The organism is Micromonospora sp. NPDC047620 (assembly GCF_043205005.1).
Taxonomy (GTDB): Bacteria; Actinomycetota; Actinomycetes; order Mycobacteriales; family Micromonosporaceae; genus Micromonospora.
Genome location: NZ_JBIDDG010000019.1, coordinates 85,287 through 106,233 on the forward strand (window position 1 = coordinate 85,287; position 20,947 = coordinate 106,233).

General features: G+C 69.6%; 20 protein-coding genes. 5 read left to right on the forward strand and 15 right to left on the reverse strand.

All coding sequences use genetic code 11. From position 1 onward, the window contains the following. Positions 1-37: 37 nt before the first annotated feature. Genes rpsN through rpmB form a run of 3 tightly spaced genes read right to left on the reverse strand, consistent with a single transcriptional unit; the run spans position 38 to position 748 of the window. Positions 38-343: a 30S ribosomal protein S14 gene (gene rpsN / locus ACGF5C_RS22885; RefSeq protein WP_393304607.1), complete on the reverse strand. Its 306-nt coding sequence runs from the start codon at positions 341-343 to the stop codon at positions 38-40. A 1-nt stretch (position 344) separates the two neighbouring features. Continuing rightward, positions 345-512, reverse strand: a complete 168-nt coding sequence (gene rpmG, locus ACGF5C_RS22890) for a 50S ribosomal protein L33 (protein WP_393304609.1) — start codon at positions 510-512, stop codon at positions 345-347. Then, the gene (gene rpmB / locus ACGF5C_RS22895; RefSeq protein ID WP_363708474.1) at positions 512-748 is read right to left on the reverse strand and encodes a 50S ribosomal protein L28; all 237 of its coding nucleotides are present in this window, start codon (positions 746-748) and stop codon (positions 512-514) included. The genes rpmG and rpmB overlap by 1 nt, the downstream gene beginning before the upstream one ends. 163 nt (positions 749-911) lie before the next feature. Here rpmB and ACGF5C_RS22900 point away from each other — a divergent pair, with 163 nt between their 5' ends. The 3 genes from ACGF5C_RS22900 to rox all read left to right on the forward strand — a co-directional run bounded on the left by ACGF5C_RS22900 (position 912) and on the right by rox (position 4,409). Next, complete coding sequence (locus tag ACGF5C_RS22900; protein WP_393304611.1) at positions 912-2,210, forward strand: CobW family GTP-binding protein; 1,299 nt, start codon at positions 912-914, stop codon at positions 2,208-2,210. Beyond that, positions 2,207-2,470, forward strand: coding sequence for a type B 50S ribosomal protein L31 (locus ACGF5C_RS22905; protein ID WP_393304614.1), 264 nt, complete (start codon positions 2,207-2,209; stop codon positions 2,468-2,470). Before ACGF5C_RS22900 ends, ACGF5C_RS22905 begins: the two co-directional genes overlap by 4 nt. Positions 2,471-2,945: 475 nt before the next feature. Beyond that, complete coding sequence (gene rox / locus ACGF5C_RS22910; RefSeq protein ID WP_393304616.1) at positions 2,946-4,409, forward strand: rifampin monooxygenase; 1,464 nt, start codon at positions 2,946-2,948, stop codon at positions 4,407-4,409. A 238-nt stretch (positions 4,410-4,647) separates the two neighbouring features. Here rox and ACGF5C_RS22915 read toward each other — a convergent pair whose 3' ends face one another. The 3 genes from ACGF5C_RS22915 to ACGF5C_RS22925 form a co-directional block, all read right to left on the reverse strand. Then, positions 4,648-5,793 (reverse strand): RNA polymerase sigma factor, encoded by a 1,146-nt coding sequence (locus ACGF5C_RS22915; protein WP_393304618.1) that lies wholly within the window; start codon positions 5,791-5,793, stop codon positions 4,648-4,650. Positions 5,794-5,797: 4 nt separating this feature from the next. Beyond that, complete coding sequence (locus ACGF5C_RS22920; RefSeq protein ID WP_393304620.1) at positions 5,798-6,205, reverse strand: YciI family protein; 408 nt, start codon at positions 6,203-6,205, stop codon at positions 5,798-5,800. A 174-nt stretch (positions 6,206-6,379) separates the two neighbouring features. Beyond that, positions 6,380-6,766, reverse strand: a complete 387-nt coding sequence (locus ACGF5C_RS22925; protein ID WP_393304622.1) for a VOC family protein — start codon at positions 6,764-6,766, stop codon at positions 6,380-6,382. Between the two features lie 106 nt (positions 6,767-6,872). On the opposite strand from ACGF5C_RS22925, the gene ACGF5C_RS22930 reads away from it, so the two are divergent. Both ACGF5C_RS22930 and ACGF5C_RS22935 read left to right on the forward strand, forming a co-directional pair. Then, positions 6,873-7,142 (forward strand): hypothetical protein, encoded by a 270-nt coding sequence (locus tag ACGF5C_RS22930; protein WP_393304625.1) that lies wholly within the window; start codon positions 6,873-6,875, stop codon positions 7,140-7,142. A gap of 91 nt (positions 7,143-7,233) precedes the next feature. Continuing rightward, positions 7,234-8,586, forward strand: coding sequence for a serine hydrolase domain-containing protein (locus ACGF5C_RS22935; RefSeq protein WP_393304627.1), 1,353 nt, complete (start codon positions 7,234-7,236; stop codon positions 8,584-8,586). Between the two features lie 413 nt (positions 8,587-8,999). Here the strand turns inward: ACGF5C_RS22935 and ACGF5C_RS22940 are convergent, their stop codons facing one another. The 9 genes from ACGF5C_RS22940 to ACGF5C_RS22980 all read right to left on the reverse strand — a co-directional run bounded on the left by ACGF5C_RS22940 (position 9,000) and on the right by ACGF5C_RS22980 (position 20,834). Then, a complete protein-coding gene (locus tag ACGF5C_RS22940; protein ID WP_393304629.1) occupies positions 9,000-9,479 on the reverse strand; it encodes a nucleoside deaminase in 480 nt (159 codons plus the stop codon). Positions 9,480-9,709: 230 nt separating this feature from the next. Continuing rightward, a complete protein-coding gene (locus ACGF5C_RS22945; RefSeq protein WP_393304630.1) occupies positions 9,710-10,063 on the reverse strand; it encodes a hypothetical protein in 354 nt (117 codons plus the stop codon). An 800-nt stretch (positions 10,064-10,863) separates the two neighbouring features. Further along, complete coding sequence (locus tag ACGF5C_RS22950) at positions 10,864-14,331, reverse strand: LamG-like jellyroll fold domain-containing protein (protein ID WP_393304632.1); 3,468 nt, start codon at positions 14,329-14,331, stop codon at positions 10,864-10,866. Positions 14,332-14,797: 466 nt separating this feature from the next. Continuing rightward, entirely contained in the window at positions 14,798-15,547 is a 750-nt protein-coding gene (locus ACGF5C_RS22955) for a sugar isomerase domain-containing protein (protein WP_393304634.1), read from the reverse strand. Further along, positions 15,540-16,766 (reverse strand): hypothetical protein, encoded by a 1,227-nt coding sequence (locus tag ACGF5C_RS22960; protein WP_393304636.1) that lies wholly within the window; start codon positions 16,764-16,766, stop codon positions 15,540-15,542. Before ACGF5C_RS22960 ends, ACGF5C_RS22955 begins: the two co-directional genes overlap by 8 nt. A 14-nt stretch (positions 16,767-16,780) precedes the next feature. After that, complete coding sequence (locus ACGF5C_RS22965) at positions 16,781-17,716, reverse strand: N-acetylglucosamine kinase (protein ID WP_393304638.1); 936 nt, start codon at positions 17,714-17,716, stop codon at positions 16,781-16,783. Next, the gene (locus tag ACGF5C_RS22970) at positions 17,713-18,612 is read right to left on the reverse strand and encodes a carbohydrate ABC transporter permease (RefSeq protein WP_393304640.1); all 900 of its coding nucleotides are present in this window, start codon (positions 18,610-18,612) and stop codon (positions 17,713-17,715) included. The genes ACGF5C_RS22965 and ACGF5C_RS22970 overlap by 4 nt, the downstream gene beginning before the upstream one ends. Continuing rightward, positions 18,613-19,563, reverse strand: coding sequence for a carbohydrate ABC transporter permease (locus tag ACGF5C_RS22975; protein WP_393304642.1), 951 nt, complete (start codon positions 19,561-19,563; stop codon positions 18,613-18,615). Then, the gene (locus ACGF5C_RS22980) at positions 19,542-20,834 is read right to left on the reverse strand and encodes an ABC transporter substrate-binding protein (protein ID WP_393304644.1); all 1,293 of its coding nucleotides are present in this window, start codon (positions 20,832-20,834) and stop codon (positions 19,542-19,544) included. Before ACGF5C_RS22980 ends, ACGF5C_RS22975 begins: the two co-directional genes overlap by 22 nt. Positions 20,835-20,947 lie beyond the last annotated feature (113 nt).

The following is a 20,947-nucleotide window of genomic DNA, read 5'->3' on the forward strand; positions in this document are numbered from 1 at the left end:
CTCGTCGGATCGGCTGCCAGCGCGGTGGGTGGCGCCGTCACCAGGACGCCTTGCGGATCCCCGGCAGCTCGCCCCGCAGCGCCATCTCCCGGAACCGCACTCGCGACAACCCGAAGCGGGTCAGCACACCTCGCGGTCGGCCGTCGATGACGTCCCGGTTGCGCAGCCGCACCGGGCTGGAGTCGCGGGGCAGTTGCGCCAACTGGCGGACGGCGACGTCCCGCACCGCCAGGTCGGTGTCCGCAGAGGCGATGGTCCGTTTCAGCTCGGCGCGGTGCGACGCGTGGCGGGTGACGAGGTCGGCGCGGCGGGCCTGTCGGTTGGCGAGGCTCTTGCGGGCCATGTCAGCGCGCCTCCCGGAACTCGACGTGCCGGCGGACGACCGGGTCGTACTTACGCAGCACCAGCCGGTCGGGGTCGTTGCGGCGGTTCTTGCGGGTGACGTACGTGTAGCCGGTGCCGGCGGTGCTGCGCAGCCGGACGATCGGGCGGACGTCGGCCTGCCGAGCCATCAGACCGTCACCCCCCGCGTGCGCAGCTCCGCGACGACCTTCTCGATGCCCTTACGATCCACCGTCTTCAGCGCCTTGGCGGTCAGCGTCAGACGGACCCAGCGTCGCTCCGAGGGCAGCCAGTAGCGGTGGTTCTGCAGGTTGGGGTTCCATCGGCGGCGGGTGCGCCGGTGGGAGTGGGACACGGCGTTGCCGAAGCTTGGCTTCGCGCCGGTGACATCACAGCGACGGGACACAGATACTCCTTCAGAAATGAAGCGCCGTAACGACAATCGTTTTCATTCTTACCGTGGACTGACGGGTGGCCTCCACCCGGGGCCCGGACGACCCTGACCGCCACTCGCCGTCGACCATGTGCCTATAATGACAATCGTTTTCAACTAAGTCGAGAGGACCGTGATGTCAACGTCCCCGCTCGCACCGGCCGACGCCGGGGTTCCGGCGTCCGACGCCCGACCGTCGTTGACCGTGCTCAGTGGCTTCTGGCCGTCCGCCACGTACGCCGTAGCCCGCAGCCTGCTCGCGGCGGACCCGGCGTTGCTGCTGGTCCGGCACGACCTCGCCGGCCTCGGCGCCGGCACCGTCCACCGGATCGTGCGCGACAGCGAGGGAATACTCGAGGACGAGCGCATCGCACTCGCCCACGGCTGTGTCTCCTGCACCCTGCGCGAGGACGTGCTGCCGACCCTCGCCCGGCTGGCGCGCGCCCACCCGCACCGGGATCTGGTGCTGATGCTGCCGGAGGTGGTCGAGCCGGAAGCCGTCGCCGCCGTCTGCGCGCACTGCCTGGTCGACGGCGCGCCGATCACCGACCTGTTGCACGTCGACTCGTACGTCACCGTCGTCGACGCGGAGCACCTGCTCGACGGGCTGGCCAGTACCGACGACCTCAAGACCCTCGGCATCCACGCCGCCGACAACGACGACCGTGGGCTCGCCGACGTCATCGTCCGCCAGATCGAGTACGTCGACACCCTCGTTCTGTGGGGGCAGTCACGAGAGGGTGCGTACGAGACCAGCCGGCTGTCGGTGCTGCTGGAGCGCATGGCGCCATGGGCGACTCAGATACGCGTCGACGGCGACCAGATCGACGCCGCCGCGCTGACCCGCCAGCTGCGCGGCACCCACCGGCACCGCACCGAAACCCCCGGCGTCCTGACCCGTGGATTGGAGGGCTACCACCTCGGCCTGCACGATCCACACCCCGACTGCGGAGTGGTGTCCACGGTCTTCCGCGCCCGCCGCCCCTTCCACCCCCGACGGTTGCACGACGTACTCGAGCAGGTCAACGCCGAGGTGATCCGCTCCCGAGGGCACCTGTGGCTGGCCAGCCAACCGGACGCCGTCATCGCCTGGGACTTCGCCGGAGGCGGCCTCAGCCTCGGCTCCCTCGGCCGCTGGCTGGCCGCCCTCCCCGACCCGTACTGGGACGAGGCCTCCGACCACCGCCGGCTCGCCGCCACCATCGACTGGGACCCGTACTACGGCGACCGGAACCAGCACCTCGTCTTCATCGGCCTCGACCTCGACCCTGCCGGCCTACACCGCACCCTCACCAACTGCCTGCTCACCGACGCCGAACTCGCCGACGGCGAGGACACCTGGCGCGACTACGACGACCCGTTCACCGGCTGCTTCCCGCTCGCCGACCTCGACCCGGCCGGCACCGGCACCGGCATCGAAGGAGAATCCGTATGAGACCCGACATCCACCCCAACTACAAGCCCGTCGTCTACCGCGACCGCGCCGCCGACTTCGCCTTCCTCACCCGCTCCACCGCCACCAGCGACCAGACGATCGAGTGGACCGACGGCAACACATACCCCGTCATTGACGTGCAGATCTCCTCCGCCAGCCACCCCTTCTGGACCGGCAAGCAACGTCTGCTCGACACCGAGGGCCGAGTGGAGAAGTTCCGCGCCAGGTACGCCCGCCGCGATCGGCAGCAACCACGATGAGCACGGCGCGCATCAACCGGGCGGCGGGAACCACGAAGGAACCGCGAAGCCACCCGTTCCCGTCGATGGGGCGATGCGCAGCGCCGTGGTCACAATCGTGCTCGGGCTCATGGCGATCTACGCCGCACCCCGAGTCGTGGCAATGGGTTTCGACCACAAGGCCGAGAACTGTACGAGACCGTTCTCATCATCGTCGTCCTCGCTGGCCCGCTCGCTGCCAATCCGTGAGTAGCTGGCACCAGCCGACCATCCCAGGGTAACGCTGCCGCCGCTCGTGCCGCTAAGCCTGGGCGGCCGCGTTCGGGCCCGTGAACTGTGGGATCGGCTGCGCACGCTGGCCTGAAACAACAAAGGCAAGGAGGAGAACTCCTTGCCACTATTAACATATACCGCACCCCCGGGCTTGCGGCAAGACCCCGGTCGTGGCGCACAATCGTCGGCCGAGCGCAGGAATCAGCACACCATGGGGGAATGCATGTTCGATGTCATCATCGTCGGCGGCGGGCCGACCGGCATGATGCTGGCGAGCGAATTGCGTCTGCGAGGCGTCAACGTGCTCGTGCTGGAGAAGGAGGCCGAACTGCCGCCGTTCGTGCGGTCGCTCGGGCTGCACGTGCGCAGTATCGAGGTGATGGATCAGCGGGGGCTGTTGAAGCGGTTTCTCGAAAACGGCAAGCAGTACCCGATCCGTCCCGGCGACGTCCGAGGATTCTTCGCAGGCATCGAAAAGCCCGCTCCCACCGGGCTGAACACCGCCCACGGGTACGTGCTCGGCATTCCGCAGACGCTCACCGACCGGCTGCTCGCCGAGCACGCGGCCGAAGTCGGAGCCGAGATCCGGCGCGGCTGTGCGGTGGCCGGGCTGGAGCAGGACGACGACGGCGTGACCGTCCACCTTGCGAACGGAACTGCAACGCCGTTGCGGGCGCGGTTCGCCGTCGGCTGCGACGGTGGGCGCAGCACGGTTCGGAAACTGCTCGGAGTCGGATTCCCCGGCGAGCCGTCGAAGATCGACACGCTGCTGGGCGAGATGGAGGTGACGGCGTCCCCGGACGACATCACCGAAGTGATGACCGAGGTGCGCAAGACCGAGAAGCGGTTCGGGATCGGGCCGTCGGGCAAGCCGGGGGTGTTCCGGGCGGTCGTGCCGGCGGAGGGCGTGGCCGAAGACCGTTCGGTGCCGCCGACGCTCGAGGAGTTCAAGCAACAGCTGCGCAAGTATGCTGGCACCGACTTCGGCGTGCACTCCCCCCGCTGGCTGTCGCGCTTCGGCGACGCGACCCGCCAGGCCGAGCGCTACCGGGTCGGACGGGTGTTTCTGGCCGGGGACGCCGCGCACGTCCACCCGCCGATGGGTGGGCAGGGGCTCAATCTCGGGATCCAGGACTCGTTCAACCTGGGTTGGAAGCTGGCGGCGGCGATCAACGGCTGGGCGCCGGACGACCTGCTGGACAGCTACGAGTCCGAGCGGCATCCGGTGGCCGCCGACGTGCTGGACAACACCCGTGCACAGATGCAGCTGACAACCAACGAGCCCGGGCCGCAGGCGGTTCGGCGGTTGTTGGCGCAGCTGATGGACTTCAACGACGTCAACCGGTTCCTGATCGAGAAGATCACGGCGATCAGCGTCCGGTACGACTTCGGTGAGGGCCATGCCCTGCTCGGGCGGCGGCTGCGCGACGTCCAGCTGAAGCATGGGCGCCTGTTCGAACTGATGCGCACCGGCAGCGGGCTGCTACTCGACCAGACGGGGCGGCTTTCGGTGGACGGCTGGGCCGACCGGGTCGACCACGTCGCCGACATCAGCGAAGAGCTGGACGTACCGGCGGCACTGCTCCGGCCGGACGGGCACGTCGCGTGGGTCGGCGAGGATCAGCAGACGCTCGAGGTCGCGCTGGCCAAATGGTTCGGCCCCGCAGGAACTCCTACAGCCGGGTGAGGGACGCTGCGAGGACTGCGACGCCCTCGGGGTGCCGGTGGGACGATGCGCCGCAGGTATCTCGGCGAGCGCGTGGATCGGGTACCGGGACAGGGTCGCGGGTAGGCCGACAGTCAACTCCGGCGGGCGGGAGCCGGTACGCCGACAACGAGGCGATCAGCGATGATGGCGATACGGACATACGACTACGCCGCTACCACCCGCTCACCGGCGCGGGCAGGGATCCGAGCGCGACCCGTCAGCGACGCCGGCGGGCGTTGAGCCGGGCGGCCTGGCGCGTCAGGTGGTCGCGCTCGGCGAGGTTGGGGGCTTTCAGGGCCGCCTCGGCGTACAGCCGTGCCGCCGTGGCCAGGTCGCCGTCGCGCTCGTGGAGGTACGCCGCCACCGCCGCGTAACGGGGCAGTGAGTCGTCCAGCGCCGCGAGCGCCGCCAGCCCGACGCGCGGTCCGTCGGCCTCGCCGACGGCCACCGCGCGGTTGAGCCGGACGACCGGGCTGTCGGTCAGGCGCGCGAGTTCGTCGTACCACTCGACGATCTGCACCCAGTCGGTCTCCTCGGCGGTGGGTGCGTCGGCGTGCAGGGCCGCGATGGCGGCCTGGGCCTGGAACTCGCCCAGCCGGTCACGGGCCAGGGCCGCCTGCAGGATCTCGACGCCCTCGGCGATCGACGTGGTGTCCCATCGGCGGCGGTCCTGCTCGGCGAGCGGCACCAGGCTGCCGTCGGGCGCGGTCCGGGTGGCGCGGCGGGCGTGGTGCAGCAGCATGAGGGCGAGCAGCCCCGTCACCTCGGGGTGGTCGAACTTGGCCGCGAGCTGCCGGGTGAGCCGGATGGCCTCGGCGGCCAGGTCGACGTCGCCGCAGTAGCCCTCGTTGAAGACCAGGTAGAGCACGCGTAGCACGGTGGCGACGTCGCCGGGCTGGTTGAAGCGCACGTCGGCCACGGTGCGCTTGGCCCGGCTGATGCGCTGCGCCATGGTCGTCTCGGGCACCAGGTAGGCCTGGGCGATCTGGCGGGTGGTCAGGCCGCCGACGGCGCGCAGCGTGAGCGCGACCGCGGACGACGGCGTCAGCGACGGGTGGGCGCACAGGAAGTAGAGCTGGAGCGTGTCGTCGACTGCGGGCACGGGTCCGGGCGCCGGCTCGAAGTCGACGAGGTCCTCGCGCCGGCGGCGGGCGCCGGCGGCCCGGGTCGCGTCGAGGAACCGGCGCCAGGCCACGGTGACCAGCCAGCCCTTCGGGTCCCGCGGCGGGTCGGCCGGCCAGACGCGGAGCGCCTCGACCAGCGCGTCCTGCACGGCGTCCTCGGCCGCCGCGAAGTCGGCTCCGCGGCGGACGAGGATGCCGAGCACGGTCGGCGTGAGGCTCCGGAGCAGGGCCTCGTCCATCAGGTCACTCCGTGATGGTGGGCGGCTCGGTCAGGAAGGGCCGCAGCTCGAGCCACTCGTGGATCGGTTTCCCGCCCGCCCCAGGGGCGGCCGACAGTTCCCCGGCCAACTCCACGGCCCGCTCGTAGCTGTCGACGTCGATCACCATCCAGCCGGCGATGAGGTCCTTGGTCTCGGCGAACGGGCCGTCGGTGACCGGCGGGCGCCCCTCACCGTCGTACCGGACAAACGTCCCCTCGGGGGCGAGCGCCTGACCGTCGACGAACTCGCCGGTCCCCTCGAGCCGCGCCGCGAAGTCGCGCATGTACTGCACATGTGCCGAGATCTCCTCCGGCGTCCACTGGTCCATGGGCACGTCGTTGACCGGAGCCGGCGCGCCGCGGTAGTGCTTGAGCAGCAGGTACTTGGCCATCGTGTTTCTCCTCGGTGCTGGTGCGACCCATTCCGGTCACGTTCACCTCGGGGACGGAGCCAGTCACGGGTTCTCGACATCGCCGTCCGAAATTCTTGGCTCTCCGCGGCGGATCGCCTGCACCCGCTCGACTGACTTCGATATATGCCCCGGCCCGCCTGACTGGAAGCTGTCCTAGAGCTCCTGGACAGGACGTGACAGCAGGCAGAACTCGTTGCCTTCAGGATCAGCAAGCACGACCCAGCTCACGTCGGAGGACTGTCCCACGTCGACGCGTCGCGCCCCGAGCGCGAGCAACCGGTCAAGCTCCTCCGCGGTGGACACGCCGTCGGCACGCAGGTCGAAATGCAACCGGTTCTTGATCACCTTGCCCTCTGGCACAGCCACCACGTCGATCATCGGCCAGGAACGGTCTGAGGCTGCGATGGTGATCACCTCACCATCCTCATCAACAACCCGCCAGCCGAGAACCGAGCACCAGAAGTCGGCGATCAGTTGTGGTCGGATGGCGTCGATGGCGATGACGGTGAGACGGCTCGGCATGCCGTCATTCTCACCCACCCGCAAGGGTGGGTAACAGGCTGAGCCGCGTCCGCTCCACCGCGCCACCACCTAATGGATGTATCTCAATATATTGTGCAGGCCGGAAGCGCCGTCGCCGTTCGCCGTGGAGCGTGGAGGAGCGGACGAGTACGCCGGCAGCGGCGCCCCGGCTCCATGGCTGGCCTGGGTCCCGTATCTGTGGGCGGACGGGCTCGGCGCGGACGACGTGGTGGGCGGCGTGCCGGGGCGCAGCGACGGGCTGGAGTGGTCCTGCGCTGACTACCAGAGCGACGGCGTGCACCCCAGCACCTCCGGCCGGAAGAAGGTCGCCCAGGCGCTGATCAGCTTCTACCGGAACGACACCACCGCCGCCCCCTGGTTCCGTCGCAGTTGACCGCAGCCAGCCCGCCGCACGCCGCCCGCCGAAGGGACGGACCGGCCGGGCAGGATGGATCCGGTCGCGTAGAACTGCCATGATGCCGCGCATGTCACTGCACCGCCGCACCGTGCTCGGCGCCGGTCTCGCGGCAGCCGCCGCCACCCTCGCAGGCTGTCGCGAGGTGGTCCGTTCGGCCACTTCCGGCCCGACCGCCGGACCCAGCCCGTCGGCCGCGTCGCCGCGACCGGCAGCGGGGCGGGTCACGGCTCCGAGGGTCGCGACGCCGGCCACCACTGGCACCCACGTGACGTCCGCCGAGCGCAGGCTGCTCCGCGAACTCGACCGCCACCTCGTCCCGACCAGCGCCAACCCCGAGCATCCGGCGTACGCGGGCGCGGTCGCGCTCTGTCAGGTGAACGGCACCACCACGGCGCAGGCGCGGGTCGGCAAGGCGCTGCGCTACGGCGCAGGCCCGGTGCTGCTGCCCGAGTCGAAGCAGGTCGCGATGAGGCCCGACTCGATCTTCGACCTGGCCTCGATCACCAAGGTCTACACCGCGATCCTCGCACTACAACAGGTCGACAAGGGACGGCTCGATCTCCACGCGCCCGTGGCCGAATACCTGCCGGCCTTCACGGGCACGGGCAAGAGCACGGTCACCGTCGCCATGCTGCTGACGCACACCAGCGGACTACCCGTCGGAGCCAAAGTCGCCGGCCTGCCCGACGACGCGGCCCGCCGGGCGGCGGTCCTCGCCACTCCCCTGGTCGGCGGTGCGATCCCCGGCACGGTCTTCCGCTACTCCAGCGTCGGCCTGATGGTCCTCGCATTCCTGGTCGAGCAGGTCACCGGGCAGCGGCTCGACCAGGCCCTCGCGACCGGGTTGACCGGGCCACTCGGCCTGAAGGACACCGGATTCAACCCCAAGACCTGGCTCAGCGCCTCAGATCAGGCAAGCCGACTCGTCGCCACCGACGCGCGGTCCTCCCGAGGGCTGCTCCGCGGCGTGGTGCACGACGACGTCGCCAACCACATGGGGGGAATCGCCGGCCACGCCGGCATCTTCAGCACCGCCGCCGAGGTGGCCGTCATCGGGCAGCTGCTGCTCAACGGCGGCATCCACAACGGCACCCGGATCCTGTCCGAAGAGATCACCCGACAGATGCTCACCAACGTGAACACCGGCCTGCCCGCCGTCGATCCGGAACGACCCAACCGCACCTCCGCGCACGGCCTCGGCGTCGTACTCGACCAGCCCTGGTTCATGGGCCGGCTCAGCAGCCCCCGCACCTTCGGGCACACCGGCTTCACCGGCACCTCCCTGGCGGTCCACCCGGACCGCCGGATGGTCCTCGTCCTCCTGACAAACCGTGCCCACCCGAACTGGAGCTGGGCGAACCCCGACCCGGTCCGGGTGGCCGTCGCCAACGTCGTCTCCACCAACGCGACTCCGCGCTAGCACTCCGGCCGCACCTGGTGGAGTCGGAGTCTTCGCTGGTAATGGGCTGTTCTGGCACCGTACTGGTGATGGCGTCGCCATCGCGACCATCGATGTGCAGGTAGGCGTGGGCGCACAGAACGATGGTCAGGTGCCGGCCGCTCGGAAGGGACCACGACGGCCCAGCGGGACCAAGTGCGGGGCGAGGCCTGGGCGTGCGGCTACTTCCGCGGCAGGTTCCAAGACGTCACCACGTCACCACGTCCTGGCCTCGGGGCGGTGCATCCGGCACCGCCGCCGCAGTACACGTCGCTGATCGACAGGACAGGACAGAGGGACAGCGGGTTACCCAAGCCCTGCGTGCAGCCTCAGCTGTCGTTGAGCCTGCGTGAAGCCGCCCGGACCGCTGCGGCGGCATCGGGTGGAGACGCGCCTCAGCGTGCGCCGTAGTAGCGGCGGTGCAGGTCGTGCACCTGCGCGGCGAGGTCAGGCACGGGCCCTTCCACCACGACGTTGGGAGCGATGTCCCGGATCGGCAGAGACCGCACGGGTGGCGGCGGCACGTTCATCTCGGTCAGCCAGCCCGCCAACTGCTCGGAAGATGCCACGTACACGATCCGGCCGAGACCCACCCAGCCGTGCGCCGCAGCACACATGGGGCAGTGCTCGCCGGAGGTGAAGACGGTCGCCTGCGCTCGTTGTTCAGGGGACATGTTCGCCGCGGCCCAGCGGGCCAGCTCGAACTCCGGGTGGCGGGTCCGGTCGCCGCCCGCCACCCGGTTGCGGTCCTCGGCGAGGGCGGTCCCGTCGGCGTCGACCAGCACCGAGCCGAACGGCTCGTCGCCCTCTTCCAGAGCCTCGACGGCCAGCTCGATACAGCGGCGGAGATGCCGCAGTTCCGTGTCGCCTACCATGGGTCTCCCGGGAGTAAACCGCCGCTGCCAGGGCACCGCTTCACGTGGCTTCGCTGTTGGCAACGGAGGTCAGCCGGTCGGCTGCTGCGACAGGATAGCGATGATCGCGGTGTTGCCGCAGCCGCCGCGCGTTGTGCTACACCGCGTCAATGCACAACCACCCAGCCGTGGCCGGCACCGCGCGGCCGACCCCGGAGGCCGGGTCCGTTTGTGTCGGGTTCGAGAGCGTCTCATTGATCGAACGTGAGCCGCTCCCATTCGAGGCCGCCGCGCCAGTCGGACCGGCCGGCCGCCCAACCGGTGATGACCGACTGGAGCACGTCCAGTTCGTCGACGTACGCCCGGAAGTGGCGGTCCGGCCCGCCTTCGCGGTACTCGACGACCAGACGCCACCTCCCGTCGTCGTCCTGGGTCTCGGCGCACTGGACATAGGTCTGACCGTCGGAGGCCCCAGTGCGATTGACGACCAGGAACTCCTCGCCCATCGAGTGCACCCGCTCGGCGAGATCCAGCAGCAGTTCCTCGGCCGGGTCGTCGTACGTGGCACCCGACTCGACTCTGGCTCGGATGGTGGGTCTTGTCATGCGACGAGTGTGCCAGCCCCGCTGAACCCGCGCCGCAGCGTCGCGGCAGCGTGGCCGTGACGGTGAGCGACGAGAAGCGGCCGCGGCGCTGCGGCCAGGATCCGACGACGGAAGCCGTGATAGCTCTGCTGCCGCTCGCTGGTGGTGCTGCCGCAAGGGGAGGACGAACACGTCCGGCCCCTCGGGCAGATTCAGTCCCTCCGCGCCCGTCGCAACAAGCCTGGCGGATTCCGGGTCGCCGCTGCCGCGTCCACGTGCCGCCGACGAGGCGATCGTGGGAAGCCGACCGATCAAGGACGACAGCCGCAGCGCTGCTCGGCGACGGACCAGCCGGCTCACCGACCGGGCTGCCCCCACTTCAGTCGGAAGGCGGTCCGGGGAGACCCACAGCGGCAACGCTGCAGGACGCCCCGGACCGGCCTTACGGCTACCACCCGTTGTTCTGCCGTCCTAGACAACCCCGAGAGGCCCTGTCCGGGCTGTTACGTCGGGGTCGGGCCGGGTCGAACACCACCGCGAATCACATCACCGTCCGCGACGCCGCCCTCGCGCAGACCCCGGACGCGCACCGGTACGGCACCGAGATCCCCATCCGGTCGGACTCGGCCGGCTGCATGTACGGCCTCCTGACGCACATCCGATCGTTGCGCAGCACGGCATGAACACCTTCTTCTCGGTGGGTGGCGACCACCGAGCCGATCCGGGCCGCCATCGGCCAACCCGACGGGTGGGTGCCGGCCCTACGGGCCACCAGGTCCGCCTCTACGACAGTACGACCGAGGTCGACTGATCAACAGGCTTCACCGTCTCACGACCGTCACACCCTTGACGTAGTGGGCCTTCACCTTGTCCGGGGTGAGCGCGCGATCGTAAACGGCGACCTCGGACATCCATCCGCCGAAGCGGTTCGCCGCGTCATCCCCTCGTGCCCCGATCTTCAGCGAGGCAGCCCCGTCGGTCGGCACCCGGCTGATCGGCACGGATGCGCGCTCGGTGCCGTCGAGATAGACCTTGAGCGTCGAGCCGTCGAAGACGGACACCAGATGGTGCCAGCCCCACTGCAGCACGGGGGCACCGACCGGACCGGTGGTGGACAGCGAGTCCGAGAGGTTCATCGCCGCCGGCCGGTTCTTCGCACCCAGGCGCAGGAGGTACCCGTTACGGGCGGGCGAGTCGTACTTCTCCAGCACGCCCTGGTCGCCGCCCTCCCGGACGTAGACCCATGCCTCCAGGGCATAGGGGCCGGTCAGGCTCAGGCTTGCCGAATCGGGTACCTCGATGTAGCCGCCCTCAAGGCTCATCGACCGGCTGTTCCCATCGGCCAGCGGCCCCGGCTGGCCCTGGATCACGGATCCCCGGACGACCCCGTTGTTGCCGTGCCCGGACCTGTCGAGCACTGTCGCCCCGCTGTCGTCGAGCCGCCAGTAACCGACGGCGCCGTCGGCCCGCACCAGGTCGGCGTAGGTCCCGGGAGCCGGCCTGGCCACCGTCACGGTCGTGGTGAACGCCCTCGGCTCCCCGCCATCCGGGCGGGCGGTCATGACGATCCGGTAGTCGCCCGGCGCCGCATTCTCCGGGACCGAGACGCGCATGCGGACCTGCTGCCAAGCGAGCCCGTTCTTGGCGTTGCGGCTGAACAGGATCTGCTCGGACGGTGGCGTCCATCCGTTCGGAAGGTCCACCGAGATCCGGCCCTGGACAACTGCGGTCCCGGACATCTCGACGAGCATCCCGAGATTGGTCGTCGTCCCCGGGGCAACCATGGTCGCCAGTTCGGTCGCAACGACCTGCGCCCGGGACAGTTGGCCCACTTGAACACGCGACACCGTAGCCCGAACGGTCGTCGTCCCTGTGCCCGGTACCGTCACGGCGTCGCCCTCGACGGCGACTGCCGCGCCGTTGGCGGTTGCGGCCTCCAGCCGATAGCCGGCTGGCAGTCGTAGGTGCAGCTTGACCTGCTGGAGCCCGGGGCGACCCGCCAGGGTGGGCGGGGGCGTCACCGTGGCTTCGATCGTGCCCCGGGCAACGGCCGAGGTGATGGAGTAGGTCACCGGGCCGAACAAGGTCGGCAGTTTGGTGACCCCGACCGTCTGGCCGTCGGACAGCCACGGCTTGGGCGTTGCCGGCGCGAGGTCGAGTTCGGTCGGCACACCCGCGGCGTCGAGGGTCTCGTTGACGAGCATCCCCCGCAGCGCCTTGAGGTACGTGGCGTTGTTCGGTGACAGGGGTGCCCGAAACTGGGAGCGGTAGTACTCCATCGGGCACGGCGCGACGGTTTCGCCCTCGCCCCCGATGAAGGTGTTGCGGGTGAAGCCCTGGGCGAGCATGCCGTAGAACGTCAGCCCGATCCGATCGGCATCACCGATCTGGTCGAGATACTTGAGGTAGGACCAGCCGTACTGCTGGTCGACGCCGCTCGAGCGGTAACCGTCCGCTGCGGGCCACGGGCCAGCAGGGCGGGTCTGGCACGCCTCGACCGGCTCACCGCTGAGATTGAACCGGGTGAGCCCGAGGAACGTGGCGCCGTGCTTGTTGAGGAAGGTCGTCAGCCCCTGACCGATAGGGCTCTGGAGATCGATCAAGCCGCTGCCCAGGGCGTACGGCATGATGAGGTTCCAGTAGCTGCCCTGCGGTGAGTTCGTGATCATCCCGGCTGGGTCGAAGTCGTTCGGCTCGAGCAGCGCAACGGGCACGAAGACCGAGCCGTCGGGCAACTGGGTCTTGCTCCGGTCGATCGCGGCGAGGGTCGCGGCCCGTAGCCCGTCTGCCTGTGCGGTGAAGGCGGCCGCGTCGTCGGGGCGGCCGATGAGACGCAGGACGACACCCATGTCGCGCAGGCCACGCCACACGTCTGCCTGGTGGTGGATGCCGTGAGCCCGTGCGCTGTTGTCGGAATAGAGGCTCGTCTTGGCGAGCAGCCCGTTGGGGTCGTTGCTCCGCTGGGCCGCGATGTCGTTGAGCCACGCCTTGAAGGTGGCCAGGTGGGCCGTGATGAGTCCGGAGTCCCCGGTCTGGAGGTGGTACCTCGCGGCCGCCTGGAGCTTGATACCCCGCTCCCAGGTCGTGAACCCGTCAAGGTACTGCCCCCGGACGAGGAACTCGTCCATCGTCTGCCGGGTGCGCGGCGCGTAGCCGAAGTCGCCGAGCGACCCCACCGTGGCCACCACCTCGGGGATCCATGCGAACTTCGGGTCGTCGGGCAGCTCGTAGCCGTTGCCGATCGTGAGGTTGTAGCCCATGACGAGGTTGGCCAGCAGCATGGACCGCATGGCGTCGGCGGCGTACTTCTCCGGAATCTGCACCCCACTCCCGGTGTCGAGCTGGCCCTTCCAGTAGGCAGTCATCTGTGCCCGCCTGGCGTCGTATCCGCTGCTGTCCATGACGACCGTCCCGAGCGCCTGGGGCTGGTTCATCATGAGCAGGTGGACCTCCGCCGGGCCCTTGCTGAGGTCGAGGGTGTAGGTCAGATCCGGTGCGCTCCACGCAGCCTGGCCACTGTAGGCGAGCGCGAGCTTGTCGCCCACCTTGAGGTTGTTCTCGGCAGCCACGGCCCCGGCAACGTACATGCCGTTCAGGTTGACGCGGAGCGTGGCCGACGTCTGGCCGGAGTTCCCCGGCCGGACGATGAAGCGGATCATGCTCATGAGCCGAGCGGAGCCGGAGAACCGGGTGACGTAGGACTCCCGTTCATAGGTCCGTCCCTGGCGGTCGGTGTAGCGGTTCTGCAGCACCGGCTGGTAGCCATCGGCGAGCGTCGGCTCGTCAAGCCTGGTCTCGGCCGACCCGTAGAGTTCAGTCCCGTCGCCGACGTAGAACTTGACCCACTGCCGAGTCCGCCCGTCGGCGAAGTCCGAGTTGATCTGGCTGCCGTCGGTGAAGTGGAAGCTGAAGTCCCGTTGCGCGCTGAAGATCTTGAGGTCCGGCATCGGGTATGTCAATGGAAGGTTGTTCCACCGGGTGTCGTGCCAGAAGTCGTCGCCGTGGTTGGCTGGTACGAGAAGGTCCCGCATGTTTGCCATCGTCGGGCCGTCAGGCAGCGCCATGAGCTGCTCGCCCCATGTGTCGGCCCCTTGCCGCAGGGCCGCCTGGACGCGCTGGACGTATCCGTCGGGGAACGCCGGCTGGTCTGGACGACCGATTGGCCCGTCAGGCATGGCGTCTCCAGCTGGCGGCCCGGACGCCGCCCGGGGTGAAGCCGGCGCCGCTGCTGTAACCGGCGCCAGGACGACTCCCCCGGCCGCGAGACAAGCCACCAGGAGTGCAGCCATGCATGCCCATCGGTTCGTATTTTTTCTAGCAGCCATCAGCCCTGCTCCTCATCGAGTTGGTAACCGCGACGCGGGCTGGCGGCCGTGCACTCGGTGCCCGGGGGCCACCCGCGCGTTCGGGCAGATGCGGCAGACGCTAATACTGGTATAGACCAGAGGTCAAGATGCGTCGTCTGCGCGCCTCTCCGCAGCACCTACCCCAAACTGGTAGCTGGCTGAAGCGAACTCAACGGCCCAGCGTCCGAGCGACCATCGATACGATCTGGCCATCGTCCGCACCGAGCAGGCGCGCCTCACGCACAAACGCGGCCGAGCCCGTTGCGCGGAGACGCGCACGGCGGGTTCGGCGAGCGGCCTGAAGAAACGGACCAGCGGCAACGCAGGCACGCGCTCCAGGCCGACTCAACCAGGACTTCCCCGATGAAACTTCTCCCCCCGACGCCTGGAAGCCCTCGTCCGTGGCGGATCAGGGTTCGATCGGCCGGACCTGATCCCGGTACCGCTCATAGAGGCCGCGATTGTGCGCGTCGCCCTGAGCAAGATTCGCGGACACGTGGACGGGCGGCTCGACGTCGCGGGCCAACAGCCGGCGGCAGACCAGTTCGGTGAGGAGTTGCGCGATGAGGACTCCGGTGAACGACGAAACCGCACCTGTCCGAACTCCCGGGGTGATCTCCAGTGCCGCGTCTCCTGCGGGCGCGTGGTTGTCGATCACCACATCCGCCAGGTCAGCGAGATGCGGTCCCTGGGTGGAACGTGCAGCGGCCGAGCGCGTGTGGGCGAGCGACGTGACTGCCACGATCGGATGCGCGCGGTCGCGGGCCAGCGCCGCCATCTCGATGACGGCGGCGTTGAGGCCGGAGTTGGAGACGATGAGGAAGGCGTCGTGCTCGGAGGGTGCGGCGAGGCGGTAGATCCGCTCGGCGAGGCCGGACTCGCGCTCGTACGTCGGGTCGAGGATCGGCCCCGGGTCGGCGCCGCCGAACATCACGAGATCCTTGACCGCCAGCATGCTGACGGCGGCGAGCCCACCGGCACGCCCGGCGAGTTCGAGGGTGACGATCCGCGAGTGGCCGGTCCCGAACGCCTGTAGGACGCCACCGGCGGCGATGGCGTCGGCGACGAGCCCGGCTGCGGCCTCGATGGCGTCGAGCTCCGTGGCCAGAACCTGTTCGAGTGCGTTCCGGGCGATGGTGGCGTAGGCCGGCTCAGGCACTGATCCTCCTGGAGTGTTCACGGTCGCCGACGGCTTCGATGGCGGCTTCGACGGCAGCCTCGACGACGATCTCGCCGCTGCCCGAGGTGACCGGACTGACATAGGTTTCGTAGCAGGGTTGCGTGTCGCGGGCGGGTAGGTAGCCGAGGTAGCCGTTCGCATAGCCGAGGACCACGATGTCCCCCACCTGGTCGGGCGCTGCCGAACGGATCGTTTCGCCCAGCTCCAGGAACAGCTCGCCGGGGACGGCCACGACCGTGACCCCGTCGAGGTCCACCGCCTCCACGTCGATGACGTACGGTTCGGTGCGACGGCGGGCCACCTGCTCCTCCGCGATCCGCCTCCCCTGTTGCAGGACCCAGCGGATGCGTTCGTCCTTGCCCACCGGCAGCGGCGTCTGCCGCAGGGCTACGTCGAGCTCCGCGGGCTGCTTGGGGGCGAGTGTGACGGTTCGCGAGATCGGCGGCCGTACCGGCGTCGGGGTGCTCCCGCCGACGTGCGGCGGCACCGGTAGGACCCGGTCGGCCAACCAGGCCCCGAGCCGATCCACCTCGTCGAGCCCCCGCCCCTGACGGGTTTGCCGGGTACTGATGTCGCCGGCGGCACCGGTGGCGACGACCACCCACCTGCCTGGTGCGGACAGCGCCCGCCGGATGCCGCCGTTCAGGTCCGCGCTCACATGGTTGTTGTCGGCGGGAAGGATGGTCGGGTGGACCGGAGAGACCACGACCATCCCCACCACGTCGGCACCCGCGGTGACCGTGAGGGTGTCGACGGGAATGTCCAGCGGGCCCGCGTCGGCGACGTTACGGCGACCCGCCAGCTTGGGAACCAGTGTGCGGACACAGCCGAGTCTGGCGGCGCGCTCGGACTCCATGGCGGACCGTGCGGCCGCCAGCGATGCGGCTTCGAGCCGGTCGGCGAGGTGCCGTGGCGTGGCCTCGCCGCCGGGGCTGCAGCCCGCCTCGGGACTCGCGTGGGTGTGGGTGGCGGCGACCCAGCAGGACTGCACGCCGATGTCCCGCATGGCGCTCCGGATCCGCTCGACGACGTCGGCATTGACGCAGATCAGATCCGCGACCACCAGCGCGAACCGGTGGCCGTCGTCGGCGAACGTGACGGCATGAACCTCCAGCGGGTCGAGCACGTTCTGGACGCCGTCGGAGCGGTCGGCGTAGCCACCCATGGGTTCTCCGGGCACGACCTCGAGCCGCACCACCCCGTGTCCGACCCTCATGCGTCGCCACCGATTCCGTGGCTCGCCAGCAGTCGTGCGTAGGGGTCGACAGCGCTCAGCAGCGCCGGACCGCCATCGAGCGGCTCCGCTCTGGGGGCGACCAGGGACAGCCCCCTGGCCTCGAGTTCAGCCGCCAGCGCCTGGTGGAGCGCGTTACCTGGGGCTAGCAGCCGTCCGCTGAAGGACACCCGTCGGGCTGCCCCGCTGAGGCCGAGGCGGAGGGCTGCCACCTGCGCCGCATCGGCGAGATCGGCCGCGGCCTGGGCGCAGATCCGCCCCGCCACCGGGTCGGCCTGCGCGGCCGCGTCGAGCACGTCGCGGGCGAAGGCCGCGGTACGGGCGACCATGGCGGGGTCCCGGTAGTAACGCTGCAGCGACGCCAGGTCGATGCCGCCGAGCGCGGTGACGAGACGGTCGGCCAGTACCGTTGCCGGCCCGACCTGGTCGTGCGACCCGGTGGCGGCGCGCATTCCGGCCAGCCCGATGGCGTACGCGCTGCCCCGGTCACCGAGGTGGGGACCCCATCCGTCGAGCCGGGCGTGGTCGCCACCGGCGTCCACCGCGAGCACGGTCGTCCCGGTCCCGACACACAGCAGTACGCCGGGACCGCCGAGAGCGCCGGCGTGCGCGAGGATGCTGTCCTCCACGACCACGGCCCGGCCGCCGAACTGCCGCTCGAGGGCGAGGGCCAGCCGCCGGCGCTCGGCGCGCTCCCCCGGTACCCCGGTCAGGCCGGCGACCACGCCGGCCACCCGTGCGGGGAGGGAGATCGTCGCCGCGGCGCCACGAACGGCTGCCAGAATCCGGTCGACGCCGTCCTCGTCCGGCCGGTAGGAGAACCCCGGGCCGACGCCGAGCTGGCGGCCCGCCGGGGTACGCAGCAGCAGCCGAAGTTCCGACTTGCCGCCGTCGATGGTGATCGTCGTGGTCATCGCGACATCCCTGCGGTCAGCCCGGCCACAATCTGCTTGGTCGCGAGTGCGAACACCACGGCCAGCGGCACCAGGGCGATCACGAGTCCGGCGAACAGGGTGCCGCGGTCGGCGGCGAACTCGCCGAAGAACCGGGTCAGCCCGACCGGAATGGTGTACTTGTCGCCGCTGCGCAGCAGCACCAACGGGTAGAAGAAGTCGTTCCAGGTCGGCGCGAACTGGAAGACGGTCGCCACCGCGAGCGCCGGCCGCATCAGGGGCAGGACGACCGACACGAACAGCCGGCCCTCGTTCGCCCCGTCGATCCGCGCGGCCTCCTCCAGCTCACCGGGCAGTCCCCGCATGAAGCCCATGATCACGAAGACCGAGAACGGGATTCCGCTCGCCGCGTAGAGCAGCACCAGCCCGATCCGGCTGTCGATCAGTCCCATCGACTGGAACATGTAGAACACCGGCAGCAGGCCGAGTTTCGCGGGAATCATCAACCCGGACAGGAAGAACGCCGCCAGCAGGGCGCGGCCCCGGAACTTCCACCTGGCCAGGGCGTAGGCGGCCATCGCCGACGCGCTGACGCACAACGCCACGGAAGCGCAGGTGACGGTGAGGGAGTTGACGAAGTACGTCGAGATCGACGCGGTCTGCCACGCGCGGGTGTAGTTGTTCAGGTCGAACGAGGTGGGCAGGCCGACCGGCGTGCGGAGGATCTCCGCGTTGGGCCGGAGCGAGCCGATCAGCACCAGCAACAGCGGGCCGAAGGCGATCGCGGCGTACGTCCACAGGAGGAGCTGGCTGCCCGCGCCGTGCAACAGCGAACGCTGGCGGGTGCCGCGCGGACGTACGGTCTCGGCTCTGACCTTCCATGCCCGGCGGGGGGCGGCACGAAGGGTGGTAGGCATCTAGTGGACCTCCCGACGGCGCAGCACCCGCTCCAGGGCCAGGGAGACGCCGAAGATGAGCACGAAGATCAGCATGGCCAACGCCGACGACTCTCCGATCGCGTTGCTGCCGCCCTGGAAGGCGGTCCGGTAGTAGAGCAGACCCAGCACGTCCATGGCGCCGCCGGGCCCGCCGTCGGAACCGCCCAGCGCGTAGACGAGGTCGAAGATGTTGAAGCATCCGATGAACGTCAACACGGTGATCACTCCGACCGCCGGCATCAGAAGTGGGAACCGGATGCTCCAGAACGCCCGGGTCGATGACGCGCCGTCCATCGCGGCCGCCTCCTCCAACTCCCGGGGAATGCCGGCCAGAGCGGCGCCGAAGATGAGCATCGGTCCGCCGATCCACTGCCAGGCGTTGACCAGGATCAGTACCGGCAGGGCGAGGTCCGGCTCGCCGAGCCACGGGCGCGCCCAGGCGTCCAGGCCGACCGTACTGAGCGCGAAGTTGATCGGGCCGAAGGTGGGGCTCAGCAACAGCGACCAGATGTACCCGACGATGAGCGGGCTGATGAGGTACGGGAGCGAGAAGAGCGTCTGGAACAGCCGCTTGCCCCAGGGGTTGCGATGCAGGAGCACCGCCAGGCCGAGCCCGATGGTGTTCTGGATCGCCATGGTGCCGACGAAGAAGAGCACGTTGTGTCCGAGCGCGGCGGGGATCTCGTCGCTCAGCGGGTAGCGGGTGAGGATCTCCCGGTAGTTGCCGATCCCGACGAACTCCCCCTGGCGGGTGCCGTCCCAGCGGAACAGCCCGTAGTAGAAGGCGGTGACGAGCGGCACCACGAGGAACAGCCCGTAGAGCGCGAACGCCGGCAGGCAGAACGACGTGATCCACCCTGCCGAGACCCGTCCTGCCCGGCGGCGTGACCGCCGGGCGGGACGGACCGTCAGTTCTTGGGCCGGAACCACTGATCGACCCCTCGTTGGATATGTGCGGCCACATCAGCGGCGTTGCTTCGGCCCAGGACGTAGTCGGAGAACGCCTCGGAGGCGAGGTCCCAGGCGGTGGGTGTGCCGCCGGAGAAGTACGCGTAGGTGACGTACGGGCTGGGGTTCGCCTGGTACCCCTTGAGTGCCTGCGCCAGGAGTTCGTCCTGCGGCTCGACGCCCGGTACCGGGGAGATCTGCTGAAGCTCGTTGGACAGCGCCTTGCCGAACTCCTCCGTCGCCATCCACCGCACGAGGTCCAGCGCCGCGTCCCGGTGGCGGGACTTCGCCGAGACGCCGAACGACCCGTCGACGTAGCCTGGCACCAGCGTCTTGTCGACCGCCGCGCCGGGCGCCGGCGGCACGTTGAAGATGCCCATGTCGAGCTGGGGGTTGGCCTTCTTGAACCCGGCGAGCTCCCACACGCCACCGGGGAACATGGCGGCCCGGCCGGAGGTGAAGAGGGCCTGCGCGTCGCTGTAGTTCACCCCGGACGCCTGCGCCGGCCAGTACTTCTGGGTGCTCTTCCAGGTCTCGAGCGACCTCACCCAGGGCGCGTCGGTGAACTTCGCCGAGCCGTTGAGCATCTTGGTGAGGTAGTCGGGGCCGCCGTACGTGGTGGCTCCGAAGATCTCCTGCTCGATCGGCAGCATCCACTTGTCGGTGACGGTGTTCGCCAGCGGGGTGACGCCGGCCTTGCTGAGCTTGTCGAAGCCCGCGATCATGTCCGCCCAGGTGGTGGGGGCGGCGATGCCGTTGTCGGCGAAGATCTTCTTGTTGTAGATGACGTGCAGCGTCTGGATCGCGAACGGAACGCCGTAGACGCGCCCGTCCTTCTCGCCCTTCGCGCCGTCGAGGATCGGCTTCGGGAACCCGCCCAGCTTGTCGACCTGGTCGTCGAGGGGCACCAGGCTGCCGGAGCCGACCAGCGGCTGGAGCAGTCCGTAGGAGCGCAGCTGCGCGACGTCGGGACCGTTGGCATCGGTGAGCCCGGTCTTGAGGATCGTGTCGTACTCGGTGTTCTTGTAGGGGACGTACTCCACGGTCACGCCCGGGTGGGCCTTCTCGTAGATCTGGAAGATCTTCTTGTACGCCGCGACGTCCTCCTGCCGCCAGCCCCAGACCTTCAGGTTGACGGCGTCGCCACCGCCATCCCCGCTGCCGCCCGGCGCGCAGGCGGCAAGGGTGACGGCGAGTGTCGCCACCACCCCTATCACACCGAATCTTCTGGGCATCTCGTCTCCGATCGTCATGGCCGCCATCCTCGAGACCTGCGGACGCGCCGAGCGTAATACTGGTATAGACCGGAGGTCAACGGGTTGCATCGATGTCGACGGCGGGGCGGAAACTGCCCGTAGGATGGCTC

Coding starts and splice junctions, on each gene's coding strand:
- ACGF5C_RS22905 (WP_393304614.1), top strand. CDS start 2,207: ATGAGACCCGACATCCACCCCAACTACAAGCCCGTCGTCTACCGCGAC.
- ACGF5C_RS22965 (WP_393304638.1), bottom strand. CDS start 17,716: ATGACCACGACGATCACCATCGACGGCGGCAAGTCGGAACTTCGGCTG.
- rpmG (WP_393304609.1), bottom strand. CDS start 512: ATGGCTCGGCAGGCCGACGTCCGCCCGATCGTCCGGCTGCGCAGCACC.
- rpsN (WP_393304607.1), bottom strand. CDS start 343: ATGGCCCGCAAGAGCCTCGCCAACCGACAGGCCCGCCGCGCCGACCTC.
- ACGF5C_RS22900 (WP_393304611.1), top strand. CDS start 912: ATGTCAACGTCCCCGCTCGCACCGGCCGACGCCGGGGTTCCGGCGTCC.
- ACGF5C_RS22980 (WP_393304644.1), bottom strand. CDS start 20,834: ATGACGATCGGAGACGAGATGCCCAGAAGATTCGGTGTGATAGGGGTG.
- ACGF5C_RS22915 (WP_393304618.1), bottom strand. CDS start 5,793: ATGGACGAGGCCCTGCTCCGGAGCCTCACGCCGACCGTGCTCGGCATC.
- ACGF5C_RS22920 (WP_393304620.1), bottom strand. CDS start 6,205: ATGGCCAAGTACCTGCTGCTCAAGCACTACCGCGGCGCGCCGGCTCCG.
- ACGF5C_RS22940 (WP_393304629.1), bottom strand. CDS start 9,479: ATGGTAGGCGACACGGAACTGCGGCATCTCCGCCGCTGTATCGAGCTG.
- ACGF5C_RS22935 (WP_393304627.1), top strand. CDS start 7,234: ATGTCACTGCACCGCCGCACCGTGCTCGGCGCCGGTCTCGCGGCAGCC.
- ACGF5C_RS22970 (WP_393304640.1), bottom strand. CDS start 18,612: ATGCCTACCACCCTTCGTGCCGCCCCCCGCCGGGCATGGAAGGTCAGA.
- ACGF5C_RS22950 (WP_393304632.1), bottom strand. CDS start 14,331: ATGGCTGCACTCCTGGTGGCTTGTCTCGCGGCCGGGGGAGTCGTCCTG.
- rox (WP_393304616.1), top strand. CDS start 2,946: ATGTTCGATGTCATCATCGTCGGCGGCGGGCCGACCGGCATGATGCTG.
- ACGF5C_RS22945 (WP_393304630.1), bottom strand. CDS start 10,063: ATGACAAGACCCACCATCCGAGCCAGAGTCGAGTCGGGTGCCACGTAC.